Raw genomic sequence first — 21966 nt, 5'->3', positions numbered from 1 at the left:
AAAGTTTCCTTGGTTTTTTGCTTGCTAGAAAAAGGGATTGAAAGTCTTTTCGTGGGCAATAGTAGTAGCTGGACCATGCCCTGGATAGACATCATAGTTTGGTAGAGTGAAGAGTTGGGTCTGGATACTATGAAGGAGTTGCTCCATGCTACCAGTCGGAAGGTCGGTCCGTCCGATTGTTTCTCGGAAAAGAGCATCCCCTGTTAAGACTAGGTGAGCATCAGGAAAGACGATAGAAACACCACCGATAGAGTGACCTGGTGTTGGCAAGACAGTGAAACGAAATTCCTCTAGTTGGTATTCTTCATGAAAGGCAAAGGTGTGCTCTGCAGGTTTTGCGACCACATCTGCCATATCATCGTGGCGAGGAAGCCCAGAGAGATTATCGACAGGAGTATATAGCCAGCTGGCTTCACTCTCTGCAATATAGACTGGAGGATTGCCAAAAGTCTCGCGAACCAAGTCCAGACTCATGATATGGTCATAATGGGCGTGGGTCAAGAAAATAGCACAGATAGGTTTGTTGATGTTCTCTATTGTCTGACGAATGGCTTCCCAATGGCTACCAGGATCGACAACAATGAGGTGTTTTTCACCTTCCAAATAATAGGTGTTTTCATAGGCAATAGGATTCACAGTTTTATGGATTTTCATACTAGCTCCGATCTCAAAGAATGTACTAAATTAAGTATAGCACAGTTAGGGAGAATAGAGTGGATAGAAAATCCTTCTCTTTTAAAGAAGGTTACTGGTTATCTATTTCATTCTGTCTAAAATAAAGATAGCTATTTTTAGAGTTATGAACTAGCTAGAGTTTTTAATTGACTGGAATTTAAAATAAATCTAATGAGCTGGAGAGTAAATTATTGAAAAAATAGATAATGAATCAAAAAAATTGTATCTTACAGTAGAGACAAGTTTTTGTCTGTGAACAGCAAAATATACATGTAGAGTTAACTTAAATTAATATATTAAAACTACAAAATATAGTATGTAACCTATAACTCTTTGATATATCTAACAAAACAAGTTAAATAGTCAGAAAATTATTGTGTTTTTGGAAAATATTTATTTTAAATTTAGAATAAAAAAATAAGCCATTTTATTTGCCATAGACTAGGAAATATGATATCATAAAGCTGTATGTTGTAGACAATTTTATGATATTGAAAATGACTTCTAACATCTTTTGTTTTCATCTGAGGTTAGATGTGAGTTTGCGATATCAATAACTTGTAAATCGACATCAAAATAAAAAAAGGAGGTTGTGGGTCTAAATGAAAGGCAAGCAACAACAAGATTATAGAGTAGAAAAGTACATCCGTTATGGTATCCGGAAATATAGCTTTGGAGCAGCATCAGTAGCAGTTGCAGCTGGTTTGATGTTTCTTGGAAATGGTGCGGTATCAGCAACGGAAGTTCAAGGTGCAGAAGCATCAGTAGCGGCAACTACTGCCCCAGCAAATCAAGCGGATTCTAATAAAGAAAAGGAAGCCGTGAAGCCAGAAACTAAAGTAGAAGAAGCAAAACCTGAAGTTAAAGTACAGGAAGCTAAGAAAGCAAATAAAGCAGCTCTTGAAGCGAATGTTGCTACTTTAGAAATGAAATTAGCATCTGCTAAAAATGCAGATGCGTCTGTAGTAAACTCAGCTAAGGAAGTTTTAGCTGCAGCTAAAGCAACACTTTCAAATCCAGAAGCAAGTCAATTGGATGTGAATACTTTAGCTGACAAACTTTCAGCATTGGGTCAAGCCGTAGCTGAATCAGATGCTATGGGTCAACAGAAAAAATTAGAAGCTGAAAAAGCAGCTGCTAAAGCTGAAGCTGAAAAGAAAGCTACTCCAGCAGAAAAATCTCTTTCAGAAGCTAAAACAGCACTTGACAAAGCTTCATCTGAAGCAGAAGTGACTAATAAATTAGCAACTGCTGAACTTTCTAAAAAGGAAGTGAAGGAAGAAAACAAAGCGGCTGTTGAAGCGGCAGTAGCTAAAAACCAAACAGTTCTTGCTGAAACAAAATCTCTTCTAGCTGATAAGAGTGTCACAAAAGAGCAAGTAGAAGCACAACTTGCACGTTTAAATGAGTCAATCCTTGCAGTATACAACGAGCTGAAAAATGCAGGTATTGGTCGTGATGGTAAGTTTTCAGCAGTCTTAGCAGACATTGCTGATACAGTTACGACTCCACCTCTATCAGAAGAAGAACAAATCAACCACTGGAAGAAGTATGCAGATAAGAACACAGAACGTCTGACAAAACAAATCAAGTGGTTTGACATTTCAAATCCGAAAGCGAAAATTGAAAATCTTGGCCCAGATGGTAAACTTCAAGTAGGTACTAAGTTTACACAAGAAATTTCTCCAGGCTATGTTGTAACCTTAACAGTTACTAAATTAGCGCCATTCAACTCAACGGATGAGTACAAAAAACGTGGTGGAGCAGGTTATGATGCAAATGCTGTTAATGAGTATAAAAATGGGGATCCAGCTGAATTAAAAGTAGTACAGCAAGGAGGTTACTCTGTTGCGAAAACAAACGGAATGGATACTAAAGGTAAAACGGTTATCCAGTCTGTTAAAGATGGAGCTAACGTAGGGGTAGAATTCTCAGTTAAAGCTACATTAAATGGAACAGAAGTTCCAGCCAACGTTGTATTCTTAACAGGGGAAGAAGCTGGTTCGTCAGAAGTTGAAATCTACAAAACAGATGGAGATGGATTTGAATTAGTAACTGAATTATCAAATACGACACCAAGATATAGTACTGCTCGTTCTTATACTGCAGAAACTTATGAATACAGAACATTGCCTTCTGCCGGACATGGGCAAGATGGTTATCGTAGACAATTTGGGGTAGAATATACTCTTAATGGTTCAGGGAAAGAAGCCTTTGAAAAATTCAAAGCGGATAAAGCAGCTGGCTTCTTCAATACAACTGTGACATCAGATACTGTTATTGCGATGAAAGCAGAAGATGGTAAATATCACACAGATGGATTAGGGACACAAGTTTTTGGACCGGTCTCAACTCACCGTGATTCAGGTTTCTCTACTCCATTGGTAATGACGCGTAATGCTAAAAACATTGGTATGTACATCTTTTCTGCAGGTCAACAAGGATCTATGCTAGGATTTATGGTCCTAGATGAAGGGGATGCTCCAGCTTCATACGGTCGTGTAGCCCACTCTATTTCTAAGTCTGACGGTCAACACCAACCATATCTAGGTTCTGTACCGGCTGACGTTGATGTTCGAACAACTCCAATTAACAAAACAAATGCCTTTGTATACGATGATATCAATGGTATCGGTAATGCTGATGAAGGTGCTCGTCAATTGATGGGTGATGATGTTGCTCCAAATGATAACTATAAGTTGAAAAAAGTTAATGATGGAACTTACTCAATGACTTTCGATGCCCACCTAGACGGAGAAGCTAAAGCTTACGTTAACGGTTGGATTGACTTTAACAACAATGGAAAATTCGATGAAGATGAAGCCGCTGGTGTGACAGAAGTGACTGCTGATGGTAAGGTTACTCTTACTTGGACAAACACAGTTCAAAATGTGGATACCAGTGCAACAAAATTAGCTACACGTCTTCGTATTGCATACGATAAAGCAGATGTCAAGGCTCCTACTGGTATTGCCTACTCAGGTGAAGTAGAAGATTTCCAAATCCAACAAACAATTCCACCACGTGGAACTAAGAGAGAAACAACAGATGTACAAGGTGCAACTCAAACATCTACTGTAGCATTCAACGCATATGGTCAAAAGAACTATGATTTTGATAAAGACAATGCAATAGATACAACTGTTAAATCACAAATCGTTAAACCAGATGGTACATTAGTAACAGATGCTGACCTAGTTGATGGATACTACGTTGTACCAGGGCAAGGTAAATACAAGATTACTGATAACGGTGCAAATGTAGATGTAGAATTTATCCCAGAAGCAAACTTTGTAGGTACAGCAGATGGTATTACGATTCGTCGTACAGATATCAATGGTAACACTACTGGTTGGGGTAATGAAGGTCGCCAAATCATCGGTGGTGCAGGTGAAGCTAAAGACCAACTAGAATTAGTCAGTGAACAAGTTCAACTAACTGGCTTAGCAACTAAAGGATCTATGGATGGTCGTTACATTCCAACTGTAACTCCAAAACAAATCGTTGGAACACCTGAAGAATCAACAGATATCCAAGGGAAACCACAAACGAAAACACCTAAATTCTCAATTGACGTAGATAAAGATGGTGATGGAACTGCGCCAGATGCAGTAACACCAAGTGCACAATACCCAGCTAAGTTAGTAGATCCAGCGACTGGAAAACCAACTGATGAAACAACTGTAACTGTAAAAGGTGAAGGAACTTATACAATCGATCCAACAACTGGAGCGGTAACATTTACTCCAGAACCACAATTTACAGGAACTGCTAAAGGTATTGATGTATCATTAACAGCACCAGTAGGTCAAGATAAAAATGGTCAACCTGTAACAGCAACAGCTACTGCAAAATACACTCCAACTGTAACACCTGTTAAACCAACAGCAGCTCCAGCAACTTCAACAGGAGTACAAGGTGAAACTCAAACAGGTAAACCAACATTTACAGAAGGAAATACAGAAGTACCTATTAAAGAGGGTTCTGTAAAATTATTAAATCCAGATGGAACAGAAGCAAATGGACCAGTAGATGCTCTAGACCCAAGTGGTAAAAAAGTTGGGGAATACACTGTAGATCCAACAACAGGTGTAGTAACCTTCACACCAACAGACAAATCTTACACAGGACCAGTACAACCAGCTAAAGTTCAAGCTGAAGATAAGAATGGAACAAAAGTTTCTACAACTTATACTCCAAATATCGTAGGAGTAACACCAACAGCAACACCAGCTACAACTGAAGATGTTCAAGGTAAGACTCAAGAAAGTCCAGTTTCATTTGAAGCAGGAAAAACTACAATTGCTGGAGAAGAAAAAACTGTAGAAATCGATCCATCTACTTACACACTTCTAGGTGAAGATGGACAACCAGCTACTGAAGTACCAGCTAAAGATCCAGAAGGAAACGTAATTGGTAAGTACACTCTTAAAACTGTAGATGGAAAAGCTGTTGCAGTATTCGAACCAACAGATAAGACATATTCAGGTGAAGTACAACCAGTACGAGTTCAAGCTAAAGATAAGAATGGTACAGCTGTAGAAACAACTTACACACCGAAGATTACTCCGGTAGTTCCAACAGCAGAACCGGCTACATCAGAAGCTATCCAAGGTGAAACTCAAAAAGGAACTCCAACATTCGCTCCTGGAGACACTATTGCTCCAATCAAAGAGAACTCTTACAAGCTTCTTGATAAAGAAGGAAATGAAGTTCCAGCTGGTCAAACAACTCCAGCATATGCTGAGGACGGAGTAACTCCAGTAGGTACTTACTCAATTGATCCAGCAACAGGTGAAGTAACCTTCACACCAACAGATAAATCTTACACAGGTAATGTTACACCTGCTGATGTTCAAGCAGAGGACGCAAATGGAACAAAAGTTTCTACAACTTATACTCCATCTATCGTACCTGTAACACCAACAGCAGAACCAGCTAAAACTGTAGATGTTCAAGGTGCAACTCAAACAGGCAAACCAGTATTCCAAGGTGGAACAGCTATGGTTAACGGTGAAGAGAAAACTGTTGAAATCGACGATACAGTACCAGCTAAATTGGTAGATCCAAAAACTGGAGAACAAGTTGATTCAGTCACTGTAGAAGGTGAAGGAACATACACAGTAGCTCCAGATGGAACAGTAACATTCAAGCCAGAACCACAATTTACAGGAGTAGCCAAAGGTGTTGAGGTAGTTCGTCAAGATAAGAACGGCACACCAGCTAAAGCTACATACACACCGGAAGTTAAACCAGTAACACCAACAGGAACAGATGCTGTAACTGAAAATATTCAAGGTTCAACTCAAACAGGTAAACCTGAATTCAAGGGTGGAACAGTAACAATCGATGGTAAAGAGAAAACTGTTGAAATCAATGAAGATAAACCAGCTAAATTGGTAGATCCAAAAACAGGAAATCCAGTTGATTCAGTAACTATCGAAGGTGAAGGAACATATACAGTAGCTCCAGATGGAACAGTAACCTTCACCCCAGAAAAGAACTTCACAGGTAAAGGAACAGGTGTTACAGTTCAACGCGAAGATAAGAACGGCACACCAGTAACAGCTAAATACACTCCAGTTGTTAAGAAAGCAACACCAACAGGAACAGACGCAGTAACTGAAGATATCCAAGGTTCAACTCAAACAGGCAAACCAGTATTCCAAGGTGGAAAAGTTACTGTAAATGGTGAAGAAAAAACTGTTGAAATTGATGAAGATAAACCAGCTAAATTGGTAGATCCGAAAACAGGAGATCCAGTTGATTCAGTAACTATCGAAGGTGAAGGAACATACACAGTAGCTCCAGATGGAACAGTTACATTCACCCCAGAAAAGAACTTCACAGGTAAAGGAACAGGTGTCACAGTTCAACGCGAAGATAAGAACGGCACGCCAGTTAAAGCTACTTACACACCAGTTGTGAAACCAGCAACACCAACAAGTTCAGATGTCATCACTACAAATGTTCAAGGTGCTACTCAAGAAGGAACACCAACATTTAAAGGTGGAAAAGTTACTGTAAATGGTGAAGAAAAAACTGTAGAAATCGACGAAACTGTTAAGCCAACATTCGAAGATGGCACAACTGAGAAGAAAGTACCAGGCGAAGGAACATACACAATCGACGAGAACGGTAAAGTAACCTTCACCCCAGAGAAAACATTCACTGGTCAAGCAACAGGTGTAACTGTTAAACGTGTAGATAAGAACGGCACACCAATCACAGCTAAGTACACTCCTGTAGTCGTTCCAGTAACACCAACTTCAAAAGATTCTGAATCAGAAGGTCCTAAAGGACAACCTCAAGAAGGCACACCAACATTTGAAGGTGGAAAAGTTACAATCAACGGTAAGGAAGTTCCAGTTGAAATCGATGAAACTGTTAAACCAACATTTGACGATGGCACAACTGAGAAGAAAGTACCAGGTGAAGGAACATACACAATCGATGAAAACGGTAAAGTAACCTTCACCCCAGAACCTGACTTCGTAGGTAAAGCAACAGGCGTAACCGTTAAACGTGTAGATAAGAATGGTACACCAGTAACAGCTACTTACACTCCAACAGTTCGTCCTGATACTTCATTCGTTGATAAAGATGGCAACCCACTTTCACCAACAGAAGATGGAACTAAACCAACTAAAGATATCCCAGGATACAAGATTGTTAAAACTGAAGTAGACGAAAAAGGAAATACAAAACACATCTACGAAAAAGTTAAGACATCATTCAAGGATAAAGAAGGAAACGAAATTCCAGGAAATCCAAGTGAAGATGGCGAACAACCTAAGAAAGATATTCCAGGTTACCGCTTCGTAGAAACTAAGAAACTTCCAAATGGAGATACAGAGCACGTCTACGAAAAAGTTAAGACATCATTCAAGGATAAAGAAGGAAACGAGATTCCAGGAAATCCAAGTGAAGATGGCGAACAACCTAAGAAAGATATTCCAGGTTACCGCTTCGTAGAAACTAAGAAACTTCCAAATGGAGATACAGAGCACGTCTACGAAAAAGTTAAGACATCATTCAAGGATAAAGAAGGAAACGAAATTCCAGGAAATCCAAGTGAAGATGGCGAACAACCTAAGAAAGATATTCCAGGTTACCGCTTCGTAGAAACTAAGAAACTTCCAAATGGAGATACAGAGCACGTCTACGAAAAAGTTAAGACATCATTCAAGGATAAAGAAGGAAATGAGATTCCAGGAAATCCAAGTGAAGATGGCGAACAACCTAAGAAAGATATTCCAGGTTACCGCTTCGTAGAAACTAAGAAACTTCCAAATGGAGATACAGAGCACGTCTACGAAAAAGTTAAGACATCATTCAAGGATAAAGAAGGAAATGAGATTCCAGGAAATCCAAGTGAAGATGGCGAACAACCTAAGAAAGATATCCCAGGTTACCGCTTCGTAGAGACTAAGAAACTTCCAAATGGCGATGTAGAACACGTTTATGAGAAAGTTAAGACAAGTCACAAGGATAAAGATGGTAAAGAAATTCCAAACTATCCAACAGAAGACGGTGAACAACCTAAGAAAGATATTCCAGGCTACCGCTTCGTAGAGACTAAGAAACTTCCAAATGGCGATGTAGAACACGTTTATGAGAAAGTTAAGACATCATTCAAGGATAAAGATGGAAATGAAATTCCAAACTATCCAACAGAAGACGGTGAACAACCTAAGAAAAATATCCCAGGCTACCGCTTCGTAGAGACTAAGAAACTTCCAAATGGTGACACAGTTCATGTTTATGAAAAAATCATTCCTTCTGTGAAACCAGAACCTGCGAAACCATCAAAACCAGCTCCAGCTAAACCAGCTAAGGAATTGCCTAATACTGGTACAGAAGATCACTCAAGCCTAGCAGCTCTTGGACTTCTTGGAGTATTGAGCGGATTTGGTCTTGTGGCACGCAAGAAAAAAGAAGACTAATGTTTTAATCATTAAAGATTAAACAAAGGAATTCAATTTCATAAATGAAAACCCAACTAATCAAGTGATTAGTTGGGTTTTTTATGTGGATTATCTATTCTTCCATGCTTGGTAACGGGTATCAATCAATAATTGAGTGAGGCGTCCCATGGTTTCCCTTTCTTCTGGAGTGAGGGATTGCGCTTGGACAAAGAGATGATGAATGTGTTCGATAGCCTTGAAGGAAGATAAGTCATTGATGGAGCTAATTCCAGCATCAAGAATAGTGCCAAAGAAGAGGTCGAAGTAGAGCTGGAGTTCTTCGTCAGGGACTGTCGCTACCCATTCTTTAAAGGTTGTGTCTACCTGTTGACTATCACTATTGGTCTTATCCAGTTGGACGAAGTGCTTGTCCTCAATCTGCCAACTAAAGGTATCGTGCTGGGCGATGCCACCCAAGGCATTACTCTGAACGATGATTTGGTGGGCAGGAATTTCCAGCATCCTACCGATAATGGAACCTTGTGGAATGAAGACCTTGGTTCTATCCATTATCCTTTGATAGCCTGCAGTTTGTGTCAATTCTGTGTGGAGACCAGGCGCATCAAAAGTATAGACTTCTGTAATCTGATTTCGCAAGCTTTGCTCAATTTGGCTAGCAGCATAAATGGCTAGATTTCCTCCCTTGGAATGCCCAGCCAGAATGACTTTTTTCTGAGGGTGTTGGGCAAAAAAGTTCTTTAAATAGCGGAGAGCGTGCTTCTGAGCAGGAATTTCTTTCATATAGGTCAGGTGGAAATCTTCCTTCCAGCCAATGATACTATCATCAGTCCCACGAAAGACAATCAGATAGGTATCGAGAGTGAGGCGGTAGGTCATAGCCGCAAACTGCTTTTGCAGCTCAGGGTCGATTTCGTTGATAAAATAGGAGAGTTTGCAATTTTTGAAGCGCTTGTGTTGAGCCAGTTTGTCCAATAACTGGAGGCGATTTTTACTGGTCAACATAGTGGGCTCTCTTGGAACCTGAGGTGCCAAGTCTAAAAGTCGCTGAGGACTTGTGGATACCAGATTATCAAAGGGTAGGTAGGTGGTTTCTGTTAAGGCTAGAATATCTAATTCATTTAAAGGTAGGTCGTAAAAGGAATCGTATGCGACATCTTTCAGATAATCAAAAATATTGGCCATAAGAGCTCCTTTCTTTTTATTTATCTTATCACAATCACATAGAATTTACTAGTTGGTTTGTACGAGCTCTCTACATACCGACCTATAATGGTATGATTCAGACACATAGAAGACAGTTTGCTTTTATTTCAAACCTCTAAACGAACTTGCTTGAATGTTTTTGCTATCAATCCCGTTTTCCTTTAAAAAATTCTTCATCTCATTTACATCATCAGGTTGGCCGGTTAAGAGATAAATAGCTTGGTTGCCGTATTTCACAACCGCATTTTTTAAAAATGCTTGGCTTTGAGAAAAGGTTTCGCTAGTTTTATAAGTTAGATTAGGATTATTCTTACTAAGCTCTCTTAACTCATTATCAAAAATGTTTACTCCTTTGTCTAAATGATTAAGAATGATGGAGCGCTTACCAGCCCACTCTTTCACAACTGGACGCAGAGTAGAAATACCGACATCAGAGGCAAAACAAACCAGTGCTTGGTCATTGTCTTTAACAGATAAAGATGACTCCAGCCAACTCATCTCAATTTTACTACCAGCTGGTAAATGTGTTAAGGTTTCCTTAAACACGCTACCACTATTATGGGTTACAATAAGAATTTCATCCTCATCAGGAGTGGAAGCAAGGGTTAGCCATCGGCTAGCCTGATCCTCCTTTACTGGACTTTTGTCTGGGCCAAACGAGCTGTCAGGAAGCTTAAACTGAGCATAGGAGCCAGCTTTCCATATTTGATTTTTTGGTTTTGTGATGTGAACTAAATACAAATCTCCGCTGGGATTTTCAATGGATTTTATCGATAAAGTTTGACTTCGTCCAAGATAGGTAATGATTCCCCAAGATATAAAGCCGAGCACTCCAAGTGTAGTTAGAATAATTATGAACATTTTTTTCCCTCGTTTCATTTTTAACTCCTATAGTGTAGTAATTTTCTATGAATGAATAATATTTTTTTTCATTCAATAATTTCCAAAAAATAAAGAAAAGATTTCTTTATTTCAGTATTCCTTTAATGAAGTTGGTTGCTAGTATTTCTACAGTTTTGCTAATATCTGGAAAATCATTTTCTGTGATATGCATATCCATGTAGTAAAATAGGTTGTAAACTTGTAAAATATCTTGAATTTTTTCTGGAGAATGGCCTTCAGCCTGCAAACGATGAGTAAAGGTTTTCACGAGAAATTGATGAAATGGATTCGTGACTTTCCCTTCTTCTGAGGAATAGTAGCTATGCAACTCATCTGCTATGGCAGGATTGTACCATTCTGCAAGGATTTTATTGGAAGAAACGAGTGCTCTGGATTGAGCAAAGAGTTGACTAATAAGATCAATCATATCAATTTCCCAATCCAGTTCTTCGATCATAGTTTGGCGAACACGGCTGTTTTCATCAATATAGATATCTAAAAAAATAGCCTCTTTACTTTCGTAATAGTTATAAAAAGATCCGACTGCCATATGAGCTTGTCTAGCAATTTCTGAAATTCCTGTCGCCTTGTATCCTTTTTTTGAAAAAACTTCATAAGCTGCGGATTTCAAAGCCTGTTTTTTGTCCAATTTGATTCACCTCTTTTCTGAATGAATATTAAATATTGTTCATTCATATCTTAACAAATCTTTTTCAGATTGTCAATCTGAAAGCTAGAACTTTTTACGGATACCACTTGATAAGGAGCTTTTCAATGTTAGAAGAGTATAGAGTGTCGTTTTAACTACACTCAAGGTTTGGAAGAATAGATATAAATTTTGGTTAAGGGGATGTATAAAAGAACTGAAATGAGGGTTGAAAAAATTAAAAATAAATGGGTAGTGCTGGCACTATGTCTGAAAATAAGGTATGATATCAATGGGGTTATTCACTATCTGTTTTTGAGCTGTTGTGACAAGGAAATGTCAAAAAAGTATTAGATACTAAGCCCTCTATTTATACTAAAGGATTTAAGACTCCTAAAATTAGCAAAGGAGAATCAGATGCAAAAGATTTTATTAGTAGAAGATGATCAGGTTATTCGTCAACAGGTCGGGAAAATGCTCTCTGAATGGGGATTTGAAGTGGTCCTGGTAGAAGACTTTATGGAAGTTTTGAGTCTTTTTGTCCAGTCGGAACCTCATCTGGTCCTCATGGATATTGGTTTGCCCTTGTTTAATGGCTATCACTGGTGTCAGGAAATTCGCAAGATTTCCAAGGTCCCCATCATGTTTCTGTCTTCGAGAGACCAGGCTATGGATATTGTCATGGCAATCAATATGGGGGCGGATGACTTTGTGACCAAGCCTTTTGACCAGCAGGTTCTTTTAGCCAAAGTTCAGGGCTTGTTGCGACGTTCATATGAGTTTGGGCGTGACGAGAGTTTACTGGAATATGCTGGTGTTATCCTCAATACCAAATCAATGGATTTACATTATCAAGGGCAAGTCTTGAATTTGACCAAGAACGAATTCCAGATTTTACGAGTTTTGTTTGAGCATGCGGGCAATATTGTAGCGCGTGACGATCTCATGCGGGAACTTTGGAACAGTGACTTTTTCATTGATGACAATACCCTATCTGTTAATGTGGCTCGATTGCGTAAAAAGTTGGAAGAGCAGGGGTTGGTAGGATTTATCGAGACCAAGAAAGGGATAGGGTACGGACTGAAGCATGCTTGATTGGAAACAATTTTTTCTAGCCTATCTGCGTTCCCGTAGTCGTCTGTTTGTCTATCTGATTTCTTTGACGTTTCTGCTCTTACTCTTTCAGTTTTTATTTGCCAGTTTGGGAATTTACTTTCTCTACTTTTTCCTGCTGTGTTGCTTTGTAACCATTTTATTTTTCGCTTGGGACATATTGGTAGAAATGCAGGTATATCGTCAGGAAATTCTCTATGGGGAGAGGGAAGCCAAATCTCCTTTGGAAATAGTTTTAGCAGAAAAATTAGAAGCGCGTGAGATGGAACTTTATCAGCAGAGGTCAGATTCAGAAAGAAAATTGACGGATTTGCTGGATTACTATACCTTGTGGGTTCATCAGATTAAGACCCCCATTGCAGCTAGTCAACTCTTAGTTGCAGAAGTAGCCGACCGCCAACTGAAGCAGCAATTAGAACAGGAAATTTTCAAGATTGACTCCTATACCAATCTAGTTTTACAATACCTGCGTTTAGAAAGTTTTCATGATGATTTGGTCTTAAAGCAGGTTCAAATTGAGGATTTGGTCAAGGAAATAATTCGTAAATATGCTCTTTTCTTTATTCAAAAAGGCCTAAATGTCAATCTACATGACCTTGATAAAGAAATCGTGACGGATAAAAAGTGGCTGCTAGTGGTTATTGAGCAAATCATCTCAAACAGTCTCAAGTACACCAAGGAAGGTGGTCTGGAGATTTATATGGAGGGGCAAGAGCTTTGTATCAAGGATACGGGAATCGGGATAAAAAACAGTGATGTCCTCCGAGTCTTTGAACGTGGCTTCTCAGGATATAATGGACGCCTAACTCAGCAGTCATCTGGACTTGGCCTCTATCTATCTAAGAAAATTTCTGAAGAACTGGGGCACCAGATTCGTATCGAGTCTGAGGTTGGAAAAGGAACGATAGTGCGGATTCAGTTTGCTCAAGTAAAGTTAGTCCTTGAGTGAGAAGAGACAATGAGTTTTTACCCAATCTCTTTTTGCTATATTTCAGGATATTTGAAGACTGTTTTTTACAAAACCAATAATAGAATTTTTAATACGGAATATAGTATAAATACTGGTTCAAAGTGAAGTTTTGTATGCTTTATACTTTTGTTGAGTATAAAATCTATAAACTAAGGGTGAATTACAAAAATTAATTTGAGATGAAGTGAATTGTAGACTTGGGAAATGTCTCCTATTCGATTTCAGAATGAATCGTTGATACAGGATTAAAAGAACTGCAGCTTTCTTTTTATTTTGAATGAGATAGGTGTATATAGATTTGTGTAACTGGTGTAGAACTGTTTCCAAGAATTTATTGAATGTATCGAATACACACATCCTATTGATTTTGAACCAGTTTTTAATTTCTAAATGTTATAANAGTTTTATCAAGTAAAAGGAGACTACCATGATTGGAGACAATATAAAATTCTTACGAAAATCACATAATCTGATATAACCAGAATTTTCACGGATTGTGGGTGTGTCACGAAATAGCCTAAATCGTTAGAAAAACTGAAAAGCTTACTTTCAATAGAAGTGTTGGAAATATTCATTTTACATCTATCAAAGAAACATGGGATAGACCTATATTTTACAAAATAGCAAATTATATTTTGAATGATAGTAAAAACTGCAGAACTTGTGTGATTTACAATTATTGCACTCAATGTCTGAGTATCGCACTATCTGAAATAAGGAATAGTAGAGATTGTTCTGAGATATGTAAAAAAACGCATTAGCAAGGAGTATCGTATATGCTACCATATCTTAAAACTATTAGATGGTATCTCTTCTTTAATTTTCTTTTTGGTGTAGTATCGAATATCTGCACAGCTTTGTTACCGTATTTCACGCAGGCATTAATCAAAGGGGATTATCAAGTAGCTCTATATGGTTACTCTATGTCAGTGGCAGGCTATTTGAGTTGTAACTATATCCAAATGATACTTGATTGGAAGCAGGGGATTATCTTTTCGACTACTTTGAAAAATGAGTGGTTTCGTTCACTTCTGGGACTCAGTCACCACGATTTCAAGCAGAAAACAGTAGCAGAGTATATTTCCTTTCAATCTAATGACCTAGATTCGTTGGAAAAGGATTACCTTCCTCCATTGATGAGTTTTATCAAACAAATTTTACGTATCATCATTTACGCTTTCATTATTAGCAGAACAATTAATCCTATTGTATCACTGATTTTAATCTTTTCCACTGGAATTAGTATTCAAATTCCTAAAATCGTTGGGAAGTTGACCGCTAATCGTAGACAGGTTTACTTGAAAAAACAAGGAGATTACTATCGAACTTTGGAGGATTTGCTCATGGGACATCATTTGGTAAATAAACTAACTATGTCGCATTTTTTGAATCAACAAAAGAGCTCTCTAAAGAATTTGCAGGATAAGTATTTTAAGTATGGTTTGACAAAAATTACAGGCATCTTATTGACAGGTGTTTCTTTTGAATTCATTAGTCTTGTTCTGTTTATTTATTTAGCCTACTCTCTATCTCACCAGCAACTCGGTATTCCTGAGGTGGTGGCGAGTTTCGGATATATTAATGCTTTTTCTGAACCAATACAGGAAATCCTTTATGATTTACAAATGTTAGAGTCCGTAAAGCCTGTAATCAAGAGTTTTCAAAACATTGTTGGGAGACCCGTTTCAGTTCAAGCACCTCAACATTCTTTTGATACGATTACTTTGAAAAACATTTCCAAACAACTGGGAGAATCAAAATTGATAATTACTTCCGCTACGATTCAAAAAGGGGATAAAATTGCGCTTATTGGTAAGAATGGGTCTGGAAAAAGTAGTCTTCTCAACATTTTAAATGGAACAGATGAAGATTTTGAAGGACAAATTGTGCTAGATGGGCTTGTTTTGGACCATCTTTGGGGAAGATTCGGTATGATTCTGCAACAAGAACATACATTTATTTCGAGTTATGAAAATAATGTAACGCTATTCAATAGTTTCAATGAAAAATTCAGAGAAGAAGATTTTGAAAAAATTCCACCACAATCCCTGTCAGGTGGTCAGCAACAACGAATGTATTTAAATCGTGAGAAAAATCGTAAAAATCCATTGCTTATCCTAGACGAACCTTTCTCTGCCTTGGATACTAATCAGTTTAAAATGGAATTGGAAAGAGTTCTGGAACTACCAAGTGCCGTCATTGTTACTTTACATCGCCAAAACGAATTATTAAGTAAGTTTGACCAAGTTTGGGAAATTAAGAATGGAGAACTTGTAATTTTGAAATAGCTAAATTATAAAGAATAAAACGCATAGTATCAAGGTTCTTCTGATACCGTTTTTCCCTCTTCGGATAAGGAAACAAAAATTTCTTGCTTCCTCTATCTGTTCAATTGATAGATTTCGTCAGAGAAAGACTGTAAAATTTTTGATATAATGTTAAGGATGGACTGGCGGATACTTAGAGGATAATTTTCAAAAGTATAACAGGTGAGAAGAAAAATATGTAAGACTGGACAGAAGTCTCTCTACCATCATCCATGCAGAAACAAAATTATATGAAATAAAAGGAGTAACCAATGACTGGAAACTATTCAACACGTGAATACCGTGAGAAATTATATGATGATCTTCATGTTCGATTAAGAGATACAGTGATTTTGATGTGTGCGATTTTTATTGCCTCTATCGGCCTAAATATGAATTCAACAGCTGTCATTATTGGAGCCATGTTAATTTCACCTCTCATGACACCGATTGTTGGACTGGGATTCGGTTTAGCTATTTTTGATACGCGTTTAATCAAGCAATCTCTAGAGGTTTTATTGACTCAAGTGTTGGTCAGTTTGCTTGTCTCGACTCTGTATTTCTGGATTTCTCCCTTGTCTTATGCAAGTAGCGAGTTGATCGCACGAACCTCTCCAACCATTTGGGATGTTCTCATTGCTATTGCTGGTGGGATTGCTGGTGTGATCGGTTCAAGGAAAAAAGAAGCAAACAATATCGTGCCAGGAGTAGCCATTGCTACAGCTTTGATGCCGCCTATCTGTACTGCTGGCTATGGTTTAGCTAATGGGAATGTACGATTTTTATTGGGGGCTCTCTATCTTTTCTTGATCAACTGTGTCTTTATCATGCTAGCCAACATTGTTGGAACAAGAATTTTGATGAGAAAATCTCCTTTAACTTCATTTAAAGAGCTGAGCATTAAAATGAGAATTGGCTTGATTTCTTTGATTGTATTGTTGATTCTTCCAGCTAGCTATTCGGCAGTTACTCTGACAATAGAACAAGCGCGCAAAGAAGGGATCAAACAGTTTGTAGGAAAAGAGTTCGCCAATTATACGGTTATTAATCAAGTCTACAAGTCAAGGGACAATGAATTGGTCTTGACGGTTGTTGGAGATCCGATTTCAGAAGAAGAATTAGAAACACTCCACCAAAAACAAGCCTCTTACGGTATTCAATCTGTTCAATTGAAAGTGAATCAAGTTCAGAACTCGCCAACATTAGATAGTGAAGCGACCAAGGAATTTTATGAAAACATTGACAAGTATATTGATCAAAAACTCTCTGAAAAAGATTCACAAAACGATCTCGTAAAAGAAAATGAAGCAGACAAGGATTGAGGACAATGAACTGAATCGGTTTTTACGCCGTGTTTTTCTTGTATCTTCCTCTTTCTTACTTATAGCAGGTTGTTTTTGCTTGAATAAGAAATAAATTAGAAGTTCTATCATCTAAGAAAAATGATGAAAAAAATCATTTAACTAATGGTGTGAACGTTTAGTGTTTATCAGCTCCATTCTCTGTAATTTTGGGGGTAAAATCCACACCATTTAGATAAAATTAGTTGAATTTGATTGGAAAAACGCTTTTATAAAAGCGGAGAAAAGTCTTGATATTACGCTGTTTTTAGTCCAACTGAAATTCATACTTTCCAAACCAGGCTTGAAAAAAGCTCGTAAAGCATCACAATTTAGTAAACGTTAAAACTTATTTAAACTTATTGAAAGCATTTCGTATCAAAAATACGGGATGCTTTTTCTGTTCACCCCAAATTTTTGTAACTAGGTGATACTTGAAATTAATACAAATTTGGTTGTTTTTGATAAATCTAAGCAACACTAAATGATGAAGTGAAAGGGGATGAATCTTTGATAGTATTCATTTATTGTGAAATATGATATACTTATTAATTAGATGGATGAATACTTCTAGAGTTAAATATAGCATAATAGGGACAGACTTTTTGGTTTATTTTTGTTTGTAGTCGGATTATGAAAGAATATCCAATATTATGCGATAAGATAGAATGTTACAAAAAAGAAAGGGGATGCAATCCGATGAAGAAAGACAGATTAATTGTATTGACAGATGCTGTTCTAGCAATTATTATGACCATCTTGATTTTAGAGTTAGAAAAACCAACAACACCAAGTCTTAAAGCTTTTTGGGATTTACGGCAAAATTTCTTTGCTTGTTTTCTTTCCTTTTTCTGGTTGGGATCGTTATGGATGGCACTAAACACATTATGGGAAAAGGTTGAGAAAATTTCCTCAGAAATTATTTGGTGGAATTTGTTTCTACTCTTGGAGCGGCAGGAGTTCTCTTTGGAGAATTTCATGCCATCCAAGATACCAGTCTGAATGATGTGGTGGACCGGATCTATATAAATGTCAAGGATTTACCGTTTCAGTCCTTGGGAGCTTTAGCTAATATCCTGTCTGATGTTAAGAAGGGACTGATTCAAGACAGTCATATCTGGTCTTTCTTCCAGTCATTTTTCAAACAATATCAGTTGATAATCAGCTTAAATCAGATCTATCAGTTTGTCTATCTTTCTCTGATGGAGATCATGTCCTATCTTCACTTTGATTATTGGAAAAAACGGCTCGGTCAGGAGCTAGTATGAATAAGGAGAACAAATGAAACGTTTAAAAATGTTATGGCATATTATGCAGGTTACGGGTTTTACTCGGTTTGCTCTGAGTTTTGTGACCTTTGTTTTTGGGTCAGGAGGCGTGCTTTTCCTAGTTGAACCTGCTATCACAAATTACGGAGACGGTCTTTGGTATGCTTTTGTGACTTCGACGACTGTCGGCTACGGGGATCTCCTAGCTGTGACCTTGATTGGAAGGATTACCAGTGTCTTCTTGACGATTTATGGGCTCATATTTTTTGGCTGTTTATCAGCTGTTATTTTTAATTATTATACCAATTTAAATAAGGAAAGAGGAGAGGACAAATGACTGCCAATTATTCAACACGGGAATACCGTGAGAAATTATACGATGACCTTCATGTTCGATTGAGAGATACAGCGATTTTGATGTGTGCAATTTTTATTGCCTCTATCGGACTAAATATGAATTCAACAGCTGTCATTATAGGAGCCATGTTGATTTCACCTCTCATGACACCGATTGTTGGACTGGGATTCGGTTTAGCTATTTTTGATACGCGTTTAATCAAGCAATCTCTAGAGGTTTTATTGACTCAAGTGTTGGTCAGTTTGCTTGTCTCGACTCTGTATTTCTGGATTTCTCCCTTGTCTTATGCAAGTAGCGAGTTGATTGCACGAACCTCTCCAACCATTTGGGATGTCCTCATTGCTATTGCTGGTGGGATTGCTGGTGTGATCGGTTCAAGGAAAAAAGAAGCAAACAATATCGTGCCAGGAGTAGCCATTGCTACAGCTCTGATGCCGCCTATCTGTACTGCTGGCTATGGTTTAGCTAATGGGAATGTACGATTTTTATTGGGGGCTCTCTATCTTTTCTTGATCAACTGTGTCTTTATCATGCTAGCCAACATTGTTGGAACAAGAATTTTGATGAGAAAATCTCCTTTAACTTCATTTAAAGAGCTGAGCATTAAAATGAGAATTGGCTTGATATCTTTGATTGTATTGTTGATTCTTCCAGCTAGCTATTCGGCAGTTACTCTGACAATAGAACAAGCGCGCAAAGAAGGGATCAAACAGTTTGTAGGAAAAGAGTTCGCCAATTATACGGTTATTAATCAAGTCTACAAGTCAAGTAACAATGAATTGGTCTTGACGGTTGTTGGAGATCCAATTTCAGAAGAAGAATTAGAAACCATTCGTCAAAAACAAGCCTCTTACGGTATTCAATCTGTTCAATTGAAAGTCAAGCAATTCCATAATTCGGCAAAATTAGATAGTGAGGCGACCAAGGAATTTTACGAAAACATTGACAAGTATATCGAACAAAAACTCTCTGAAAAAGATTTACAAAACGATCGCGCAAAAGAAAATGAAGCAGACAAGGACTGAGGATAGTCAACTTATCTAACTCATGGAAGCAAATCTTGGGAGGATATCCTATATCCAAAAGTTAATGGATAGAAAGGATTGTTGATGAGAATATCATTTGTGGTGGTTTGACCAATCACTACTAGCTCAGGTTAAATAAAATATAAAAAGCAACAACTGAAATAGTTGTTGCTTTTTCTTACTGAAAAATGTTTCTCAGACTGCGATCGATTTATTTTTCAACACGTGATTTGTTGGCGATATCGGCTAGGATAGCTGCTACAAACTCATCTACTGACACAGTGTTTGTTTCTTTTTGGCCATAGCGACGAACGTTGACAGTTCCGTCTTCCATTTCCTTGTCACCAACGATCAATTGGTAAGGAATCTTGCTAGTTTGTGAAGCACGAATCTTGAATTGCATTTTCTCATTACGTTCATCCACATCAGCACGGACACCACGGTCACGGAGTTTCTTCGCTACTTCCCAAGCGTAGTCCACGTGTTTTTCGTTAGATACTGGGATGAGGGTTACTTGGTGTGGCGCAAGCCATGTTGGGAAGGCACCCTTGTAGTTTTCAATCAAGATCGCTGTGAAGCGTTCCATAGTTGAGATAACCCCACGGTGGATCATAACTGGGCGATGTTCTTCACCATCAGCTCCGATGTATTTAAGGTCGAAGCGTTCTGGAAGCAAGAAGTCAAGCTGGATCGTAGAGAGGGTTTCTTCTTTTCCAAGGGCAGTCTTAACCTGGATATCCAATTTTGGTCCGTAGAAGGCTGCTTCACCTTCGGCTTCAAAGTAGTCCACACCCATTTCATCAAGGGCTGCGCGAAGCATGGTTTGGGCATTTTCCCACATCTCATCGTTGTCAAAGTACTTGTGAGTATCTTGAGGGTCACGAAGAGAGAGGCGGAAGCGGTATTCAGTCAAGTTGAAGTCTTCATAAACATCGATAATCAACTGAAGGGCACGCTGGAATTCTTCTTGGATTTGTTCTGGAGTCACAAAGAGGTGACCGTCGTTGAGAGACATTTCACGCACACGTTGAAGACCAGTGAGGGCACCAGATTTTTCATAGCGGTGCATCATCCCGATTTCAGCGATACGGATTGGCAATTCACGGTATGAGTGAACATGGTGTTTAAAGACTTGGATGTGGTGTGGACAGTTCATTGGGCGAAGGACGAATTCTTCCCCATCTCCCATATCCATAGTTGGGAACATGTCCTCTTGGTAGTGATCCCAGTGACCAGAAGTCTTGTAAAGTTCAACAGAAGCAAGTGGTGGAGTGTAGACGTGTTGGTAGCCAGAAGCTAGCTCTTTGTCTACGATGTAGCGTTCCAACTCACGACGAATAGTCGCACCATTTGGCAACCAGAATGGAAGTCCTTGACCAACCTCTTGTGAAATCATGAAGAGGTCAAGCTCTTTACCAAGTTTACGGTGGTCACGTTCCTTAGCTTCTTCACGCATTTGAAGGTAGTTTTTCAAGTCTTTCTTGTCAAACCAAGCTGTACCGTAGATACGTTGCATCATAGCGTTATCACTATTTCCACGCCAGTAAGCACCTGCTACATGGAGAAGGTGGAAGATTTGGATGCGGCCTGTTGATGGGACGTGAGGGCCACGGCAAAGGTCTACATACTCACCTTGACGATAGATAGTCAAACCACCTTCGTCTTCAGAGTGTTCTTCAATCAATTCCAACTTGTAAGGGTCATTTTTGAAGATTTCACGTGCCTCGTCTTTAGTCACCTCTTCGCGAATAGATGGGAAGTTTTCTTTGACGATTTTTTGCATTTCTTCTTCGATACGAGGAAGGTCTTCATTAGAGATTTGACCAGCTGTGTTGTCAGTATCGTAGTAGAAACCATCTTCGATGGCTGGACCAACTCCCAAGTGAATGTCTGGGAAAAGACGACGAGCTGCTTGGGCGAACAAGTGAGCAGCTGAGTGACGCAAGATTGGAAGGGCATCTTCGTGATCAGGTGTCACAATTTCGATGTTTCCATCTTCAGTGATGGCACGAGTAGTGTCGATGAGTTTGCCGTTGAATTTACCAGCCAAGGCTTTTTTAGCTAGGGAATTGCTGATAGATTGGGCAATTTCAAAAGTTGTTACGCCAGATTCGAATTCACGAACAGCGCCATCTGGGAAAGTAATGTTAATCATGATGTTCTCCTTACTTATATTATTGACGAATGTGTTAACCCTATTCTGAGAACAGGGACAGAGGATTGTGAAAGCTAGAAAAACAAAAAGCGACATC

General features: G+C 38.5%; 14 protein-coding genes. 9 read left to right on the top strand and 5 right to left on the bottom strand.

Annotated features, from left to right (window positions below; genetic code table 11):
- Positions 1-24 precede the first annotated feature (24 nt).
- Entirely contained in the window at positions 25-654 is a 630-nt protein-coding gene (locus D8855_RS03800; RefSeq protein WP_049511048.1) for an MBL fold metallo-hydrolase, read from the bottom strand.
- Positions 655-1277: 623 nt separating this feature from the next.
- Between D8855_RS03800 and D8855_RS03795 the strand changes: the two genes are divergently transcribed.
- On the top strand, positions 1278-8621 hold the full coding sequence (locus D8855_RS03795) for an Ig-like domain-containing protein (RefSeq protein ID WP_125416129.1): 7344 nt from the start codon (positions 1278-1280) through the stop codon (positions 8619-8621).
- 90 nt (positions 8622-8711) lie between these two features.
- On the opposite strand, the gene D8855_RS03790 is transcribed toward D8855_RS03795, so the two are convergent.
- The 3 genes from D8855_RS03790 to D8855_RS03780 form a co-directional block, all read right to left on the bottom strand.
- Complete coding sequence (locus D8855_RS03790) at positions 8712-9785, bottom strand: DUF2974 domain-containing protein (RefSeq protein WP_125416127.1); 1074 nt, start codon at positions 9783-9785, stop codon at positions 8712-8714.
- A gap of 123 nt (positions 9786-9908) precedes the next feature.
- Entirely contained in the window at positions 9909-10685 is a 777-nt protein-coding gene (locus D8855_RS03785; protein WP_125416125.1) for a ferredoxin reductase domain-containing protein, read from the bottom strand.
- An 88-nt stretch (positions 10686-10773) separates the two neighbouring features.
- Complete coding sequence (locus D8855_RS03780) at positions 10774-11343, bottom strand: TetR/AcrR family transcriptional regulator (RefSeq protein ID WP_125416123.1); 570 nt, start codon at positions 11341-11343, stop codon at positions 10774-10776.
- A gap of 408 nt (positions 11344-11751) precedes the next feature.
- On the opposite strand from D8855_RS03780, the gene D8855_RS03775 reads away from it, so the two are divergent.
- The 8 genes from D8855_RS03775 to D8855_RS03735 all read left to right on the top strand — a co-directional run bounded on the left by D8855_RS03775 (position 11752) and on the right by D8855_RS03735 (position 19714).
- Complete coding sequence (locus D8855_RS03775) at positions 11752-12429, top strand: response regulator transcription factor (RefSeq protein WP_125416121.1); 678 nt, start codon at positions 11752-11754, stop codon at positions 12427-12429.
- Entirely contained in the window at positions 12422-13396 is a 975-nt protein-coding gene (locus tag D8855_RS03770; RefSeq protein WP_125416119.1) for a sensor histidine kinase, read from the top strand. The genes D8855_RS03775 and D8855_RS03770 overlap by 8 nt, the downstream gene beginning before the upstream one ends.
- A 797-nt stretch (positions 13397-14193) precedes the next feature.
- Complete coding sequence (locus tag D8855_RS03765) at positions 14194-15705, top strand: ATP-binding cassette domain-containing protein (protein ID WP_125416117.1); 1512 nt, start codon at positions 14194-14196, stop codon at positions 15703-15705.
- 290 nt (positions 15706-15995) lie between these two features.
- Positions 15996-17045: a DUF389 domain-containing protein gene (locus D8855_RS03760; protein WP_125416115.1), complete on the top strand. Its 1050-nt coding sequence runs from the start codon at positions 15996-15998 to the stop codon at positions 17043-17045.
- 717 nt (positions 17046-17762) lie between these two features.
- On the top strand, positions 17763-18065 hold the full coding sequence (locus D8855_RS03750) for a TMEM175 family protein (RefSeq protein WP_080976003.1): 303 nt from the start codon (positions 17763-17765) through the stop codon (positions 18063-18065).
- Complete coding sequence (locus D8855_RS03745) at positions 17990-18331, top strand: hypothetical protein (RefSeq protein WP_000397556.1); 342 nt, start codon at positions 17990-17992, stop codon at positions 18329-18331. The genes D8855_RS03750 and D8855_RS03745 overlap by 76 nt, the downstream gene beginning before the upstream one ends.
- Before the next feature lie 13 nt (positions 18332-18344).
- Entirely contained in the window at positions 18345-18668 is a 324-nt protein-coding gene (locus D8855_RS03740; protein WP_000825751.1) for a potassium channel family protein, read from the top strand.
- On the top strand, positions 18665-19714 hold the full coding sequence (locus tag D8855_RS03735) for a DUF389 domain-containing protein (RefSeq protein ID WP_060628624.1): 1050 nt from the start codon (positions 18665-18667) through the stop codon (positions 19712-19714). The genes D8855_RS03740 and D8855_RS03735 overlap by 4 nt, the downstream gene beginning before the upstream one ends.
- Before the next feature lie 211 nt (positions 19715-19925).
- On the opposite strand, the gene thrS is transcribed toward D8855_RS03735, so the two are convergent.
- Positions 19926-21869, bottom strand: coding sequence for a threonine--tRNA ligase (thrS, locus tag D8855_RS03730; RefSeq protein ID WP_125416113.1), 1944 nt, complete (start codon positions 21867-21869; stop codon positions 19926-19928).
- Between the last annotated feature and the right edge of the window lie 97 nt (positions 21870-21966).

The organism is Streptococcus mitis, from assembly GCF_003942685.1.
GTDB lineage: Bacteria > Bacillota > Bacilli > Lactobacillales > Streptococcaceae > Streptococcus > Streptococcus mitis_CD.
The sequence above is the reverse complement of the archived record's forward strand: the minus strand, read 5'-3'. Positions and strand labels throughout refer to the sequence as shown.

Excerpts from the sequence above, each read along its gene's own strand:
- D8855_RS03800 (WP_049511048.1), bottom strand. The coding sequence starts at position 654 with ATGAAAATCCATAAAACTGTGAATCCTATTGCCTATGAAAACACCTAT.
- D8855_RS03795 (WP_125416129.1), top strand. The coding sequence starts at position 1,278 with ATGAAAGGCAAGCAACAACAAGATTATAGAGTAGAAAAGTACATCCGT.
- D8855_RS03790 (WP_125416127.1), bottom strand. The coding sequence starts at position 9,785 with ATGGCCAATATTTTTGATTATCTGAAAGATGTCGCATACGATTCCTTT.
- D8855_RS03785 (WP_125416125.1), bottom strand. The coding sequence starts at position 10,685 with ATGAAACGAGGGAAAAAAATGTTCATAATTATTCTAACTACACTTGGA.
- D8855_RS03775 (WP_125416121.1), top strand. The coding sequence starts at position 11,752 with ATGCAAAAGATTTTATTAGTAGAAGATGATCAGGTTATTCGTCAACAG.
- D8855_RS03770 (WP_125416119.1), top strand. The coding sequence starts at position 12,422 with ATGCTTGATTGGAAACAATTTTTTCTAGCCTATCTGCGTTCCCGTAGT.
- D8855_RS03765 (WP_125416117.1), top strand. The coding sequence starts at position 14,194 with ATGCTACCATATCTTAAAACTATTAGATGGTATCTCTTCTTTAATTTT.
- D8855_RS03760 (WP_125416115.1), top strand. The coding sequence starts at position 15,996 with ATGACTGGAAACTATTCAACACGTGAATACCGTGAGAAATTATATGAT.
- D8855_RS03750 (WP_080976003.1), top strand. The coding sequence starts at position 17,763 with ATGAAGAAAGACAGATTAATTGTATTGACAGATGCTGTTCTAGCAATT.
- D8855_RS03740 (WP_000825751.1), top strand. The coding sequence starts at position 18,345 with ATGAAACGTTTAAAAATGTTATGGCATATTATGCAGGTTACGGGTTTT.
- D8855_RS03735 (WP_060628624.1), top strand. The coding sequence starts at position 18,665 with ATGACTGCCAATTATTCAACACGGGAATACCGTGAGAAATTATACGAT.
- thrS (WP_125416113.1), bottom strand. The coding sequence starts at position 21,869 with ATGATTAACATTACTTTCCCAGATGGCGCTGTTCGTGAATTCGAATCT.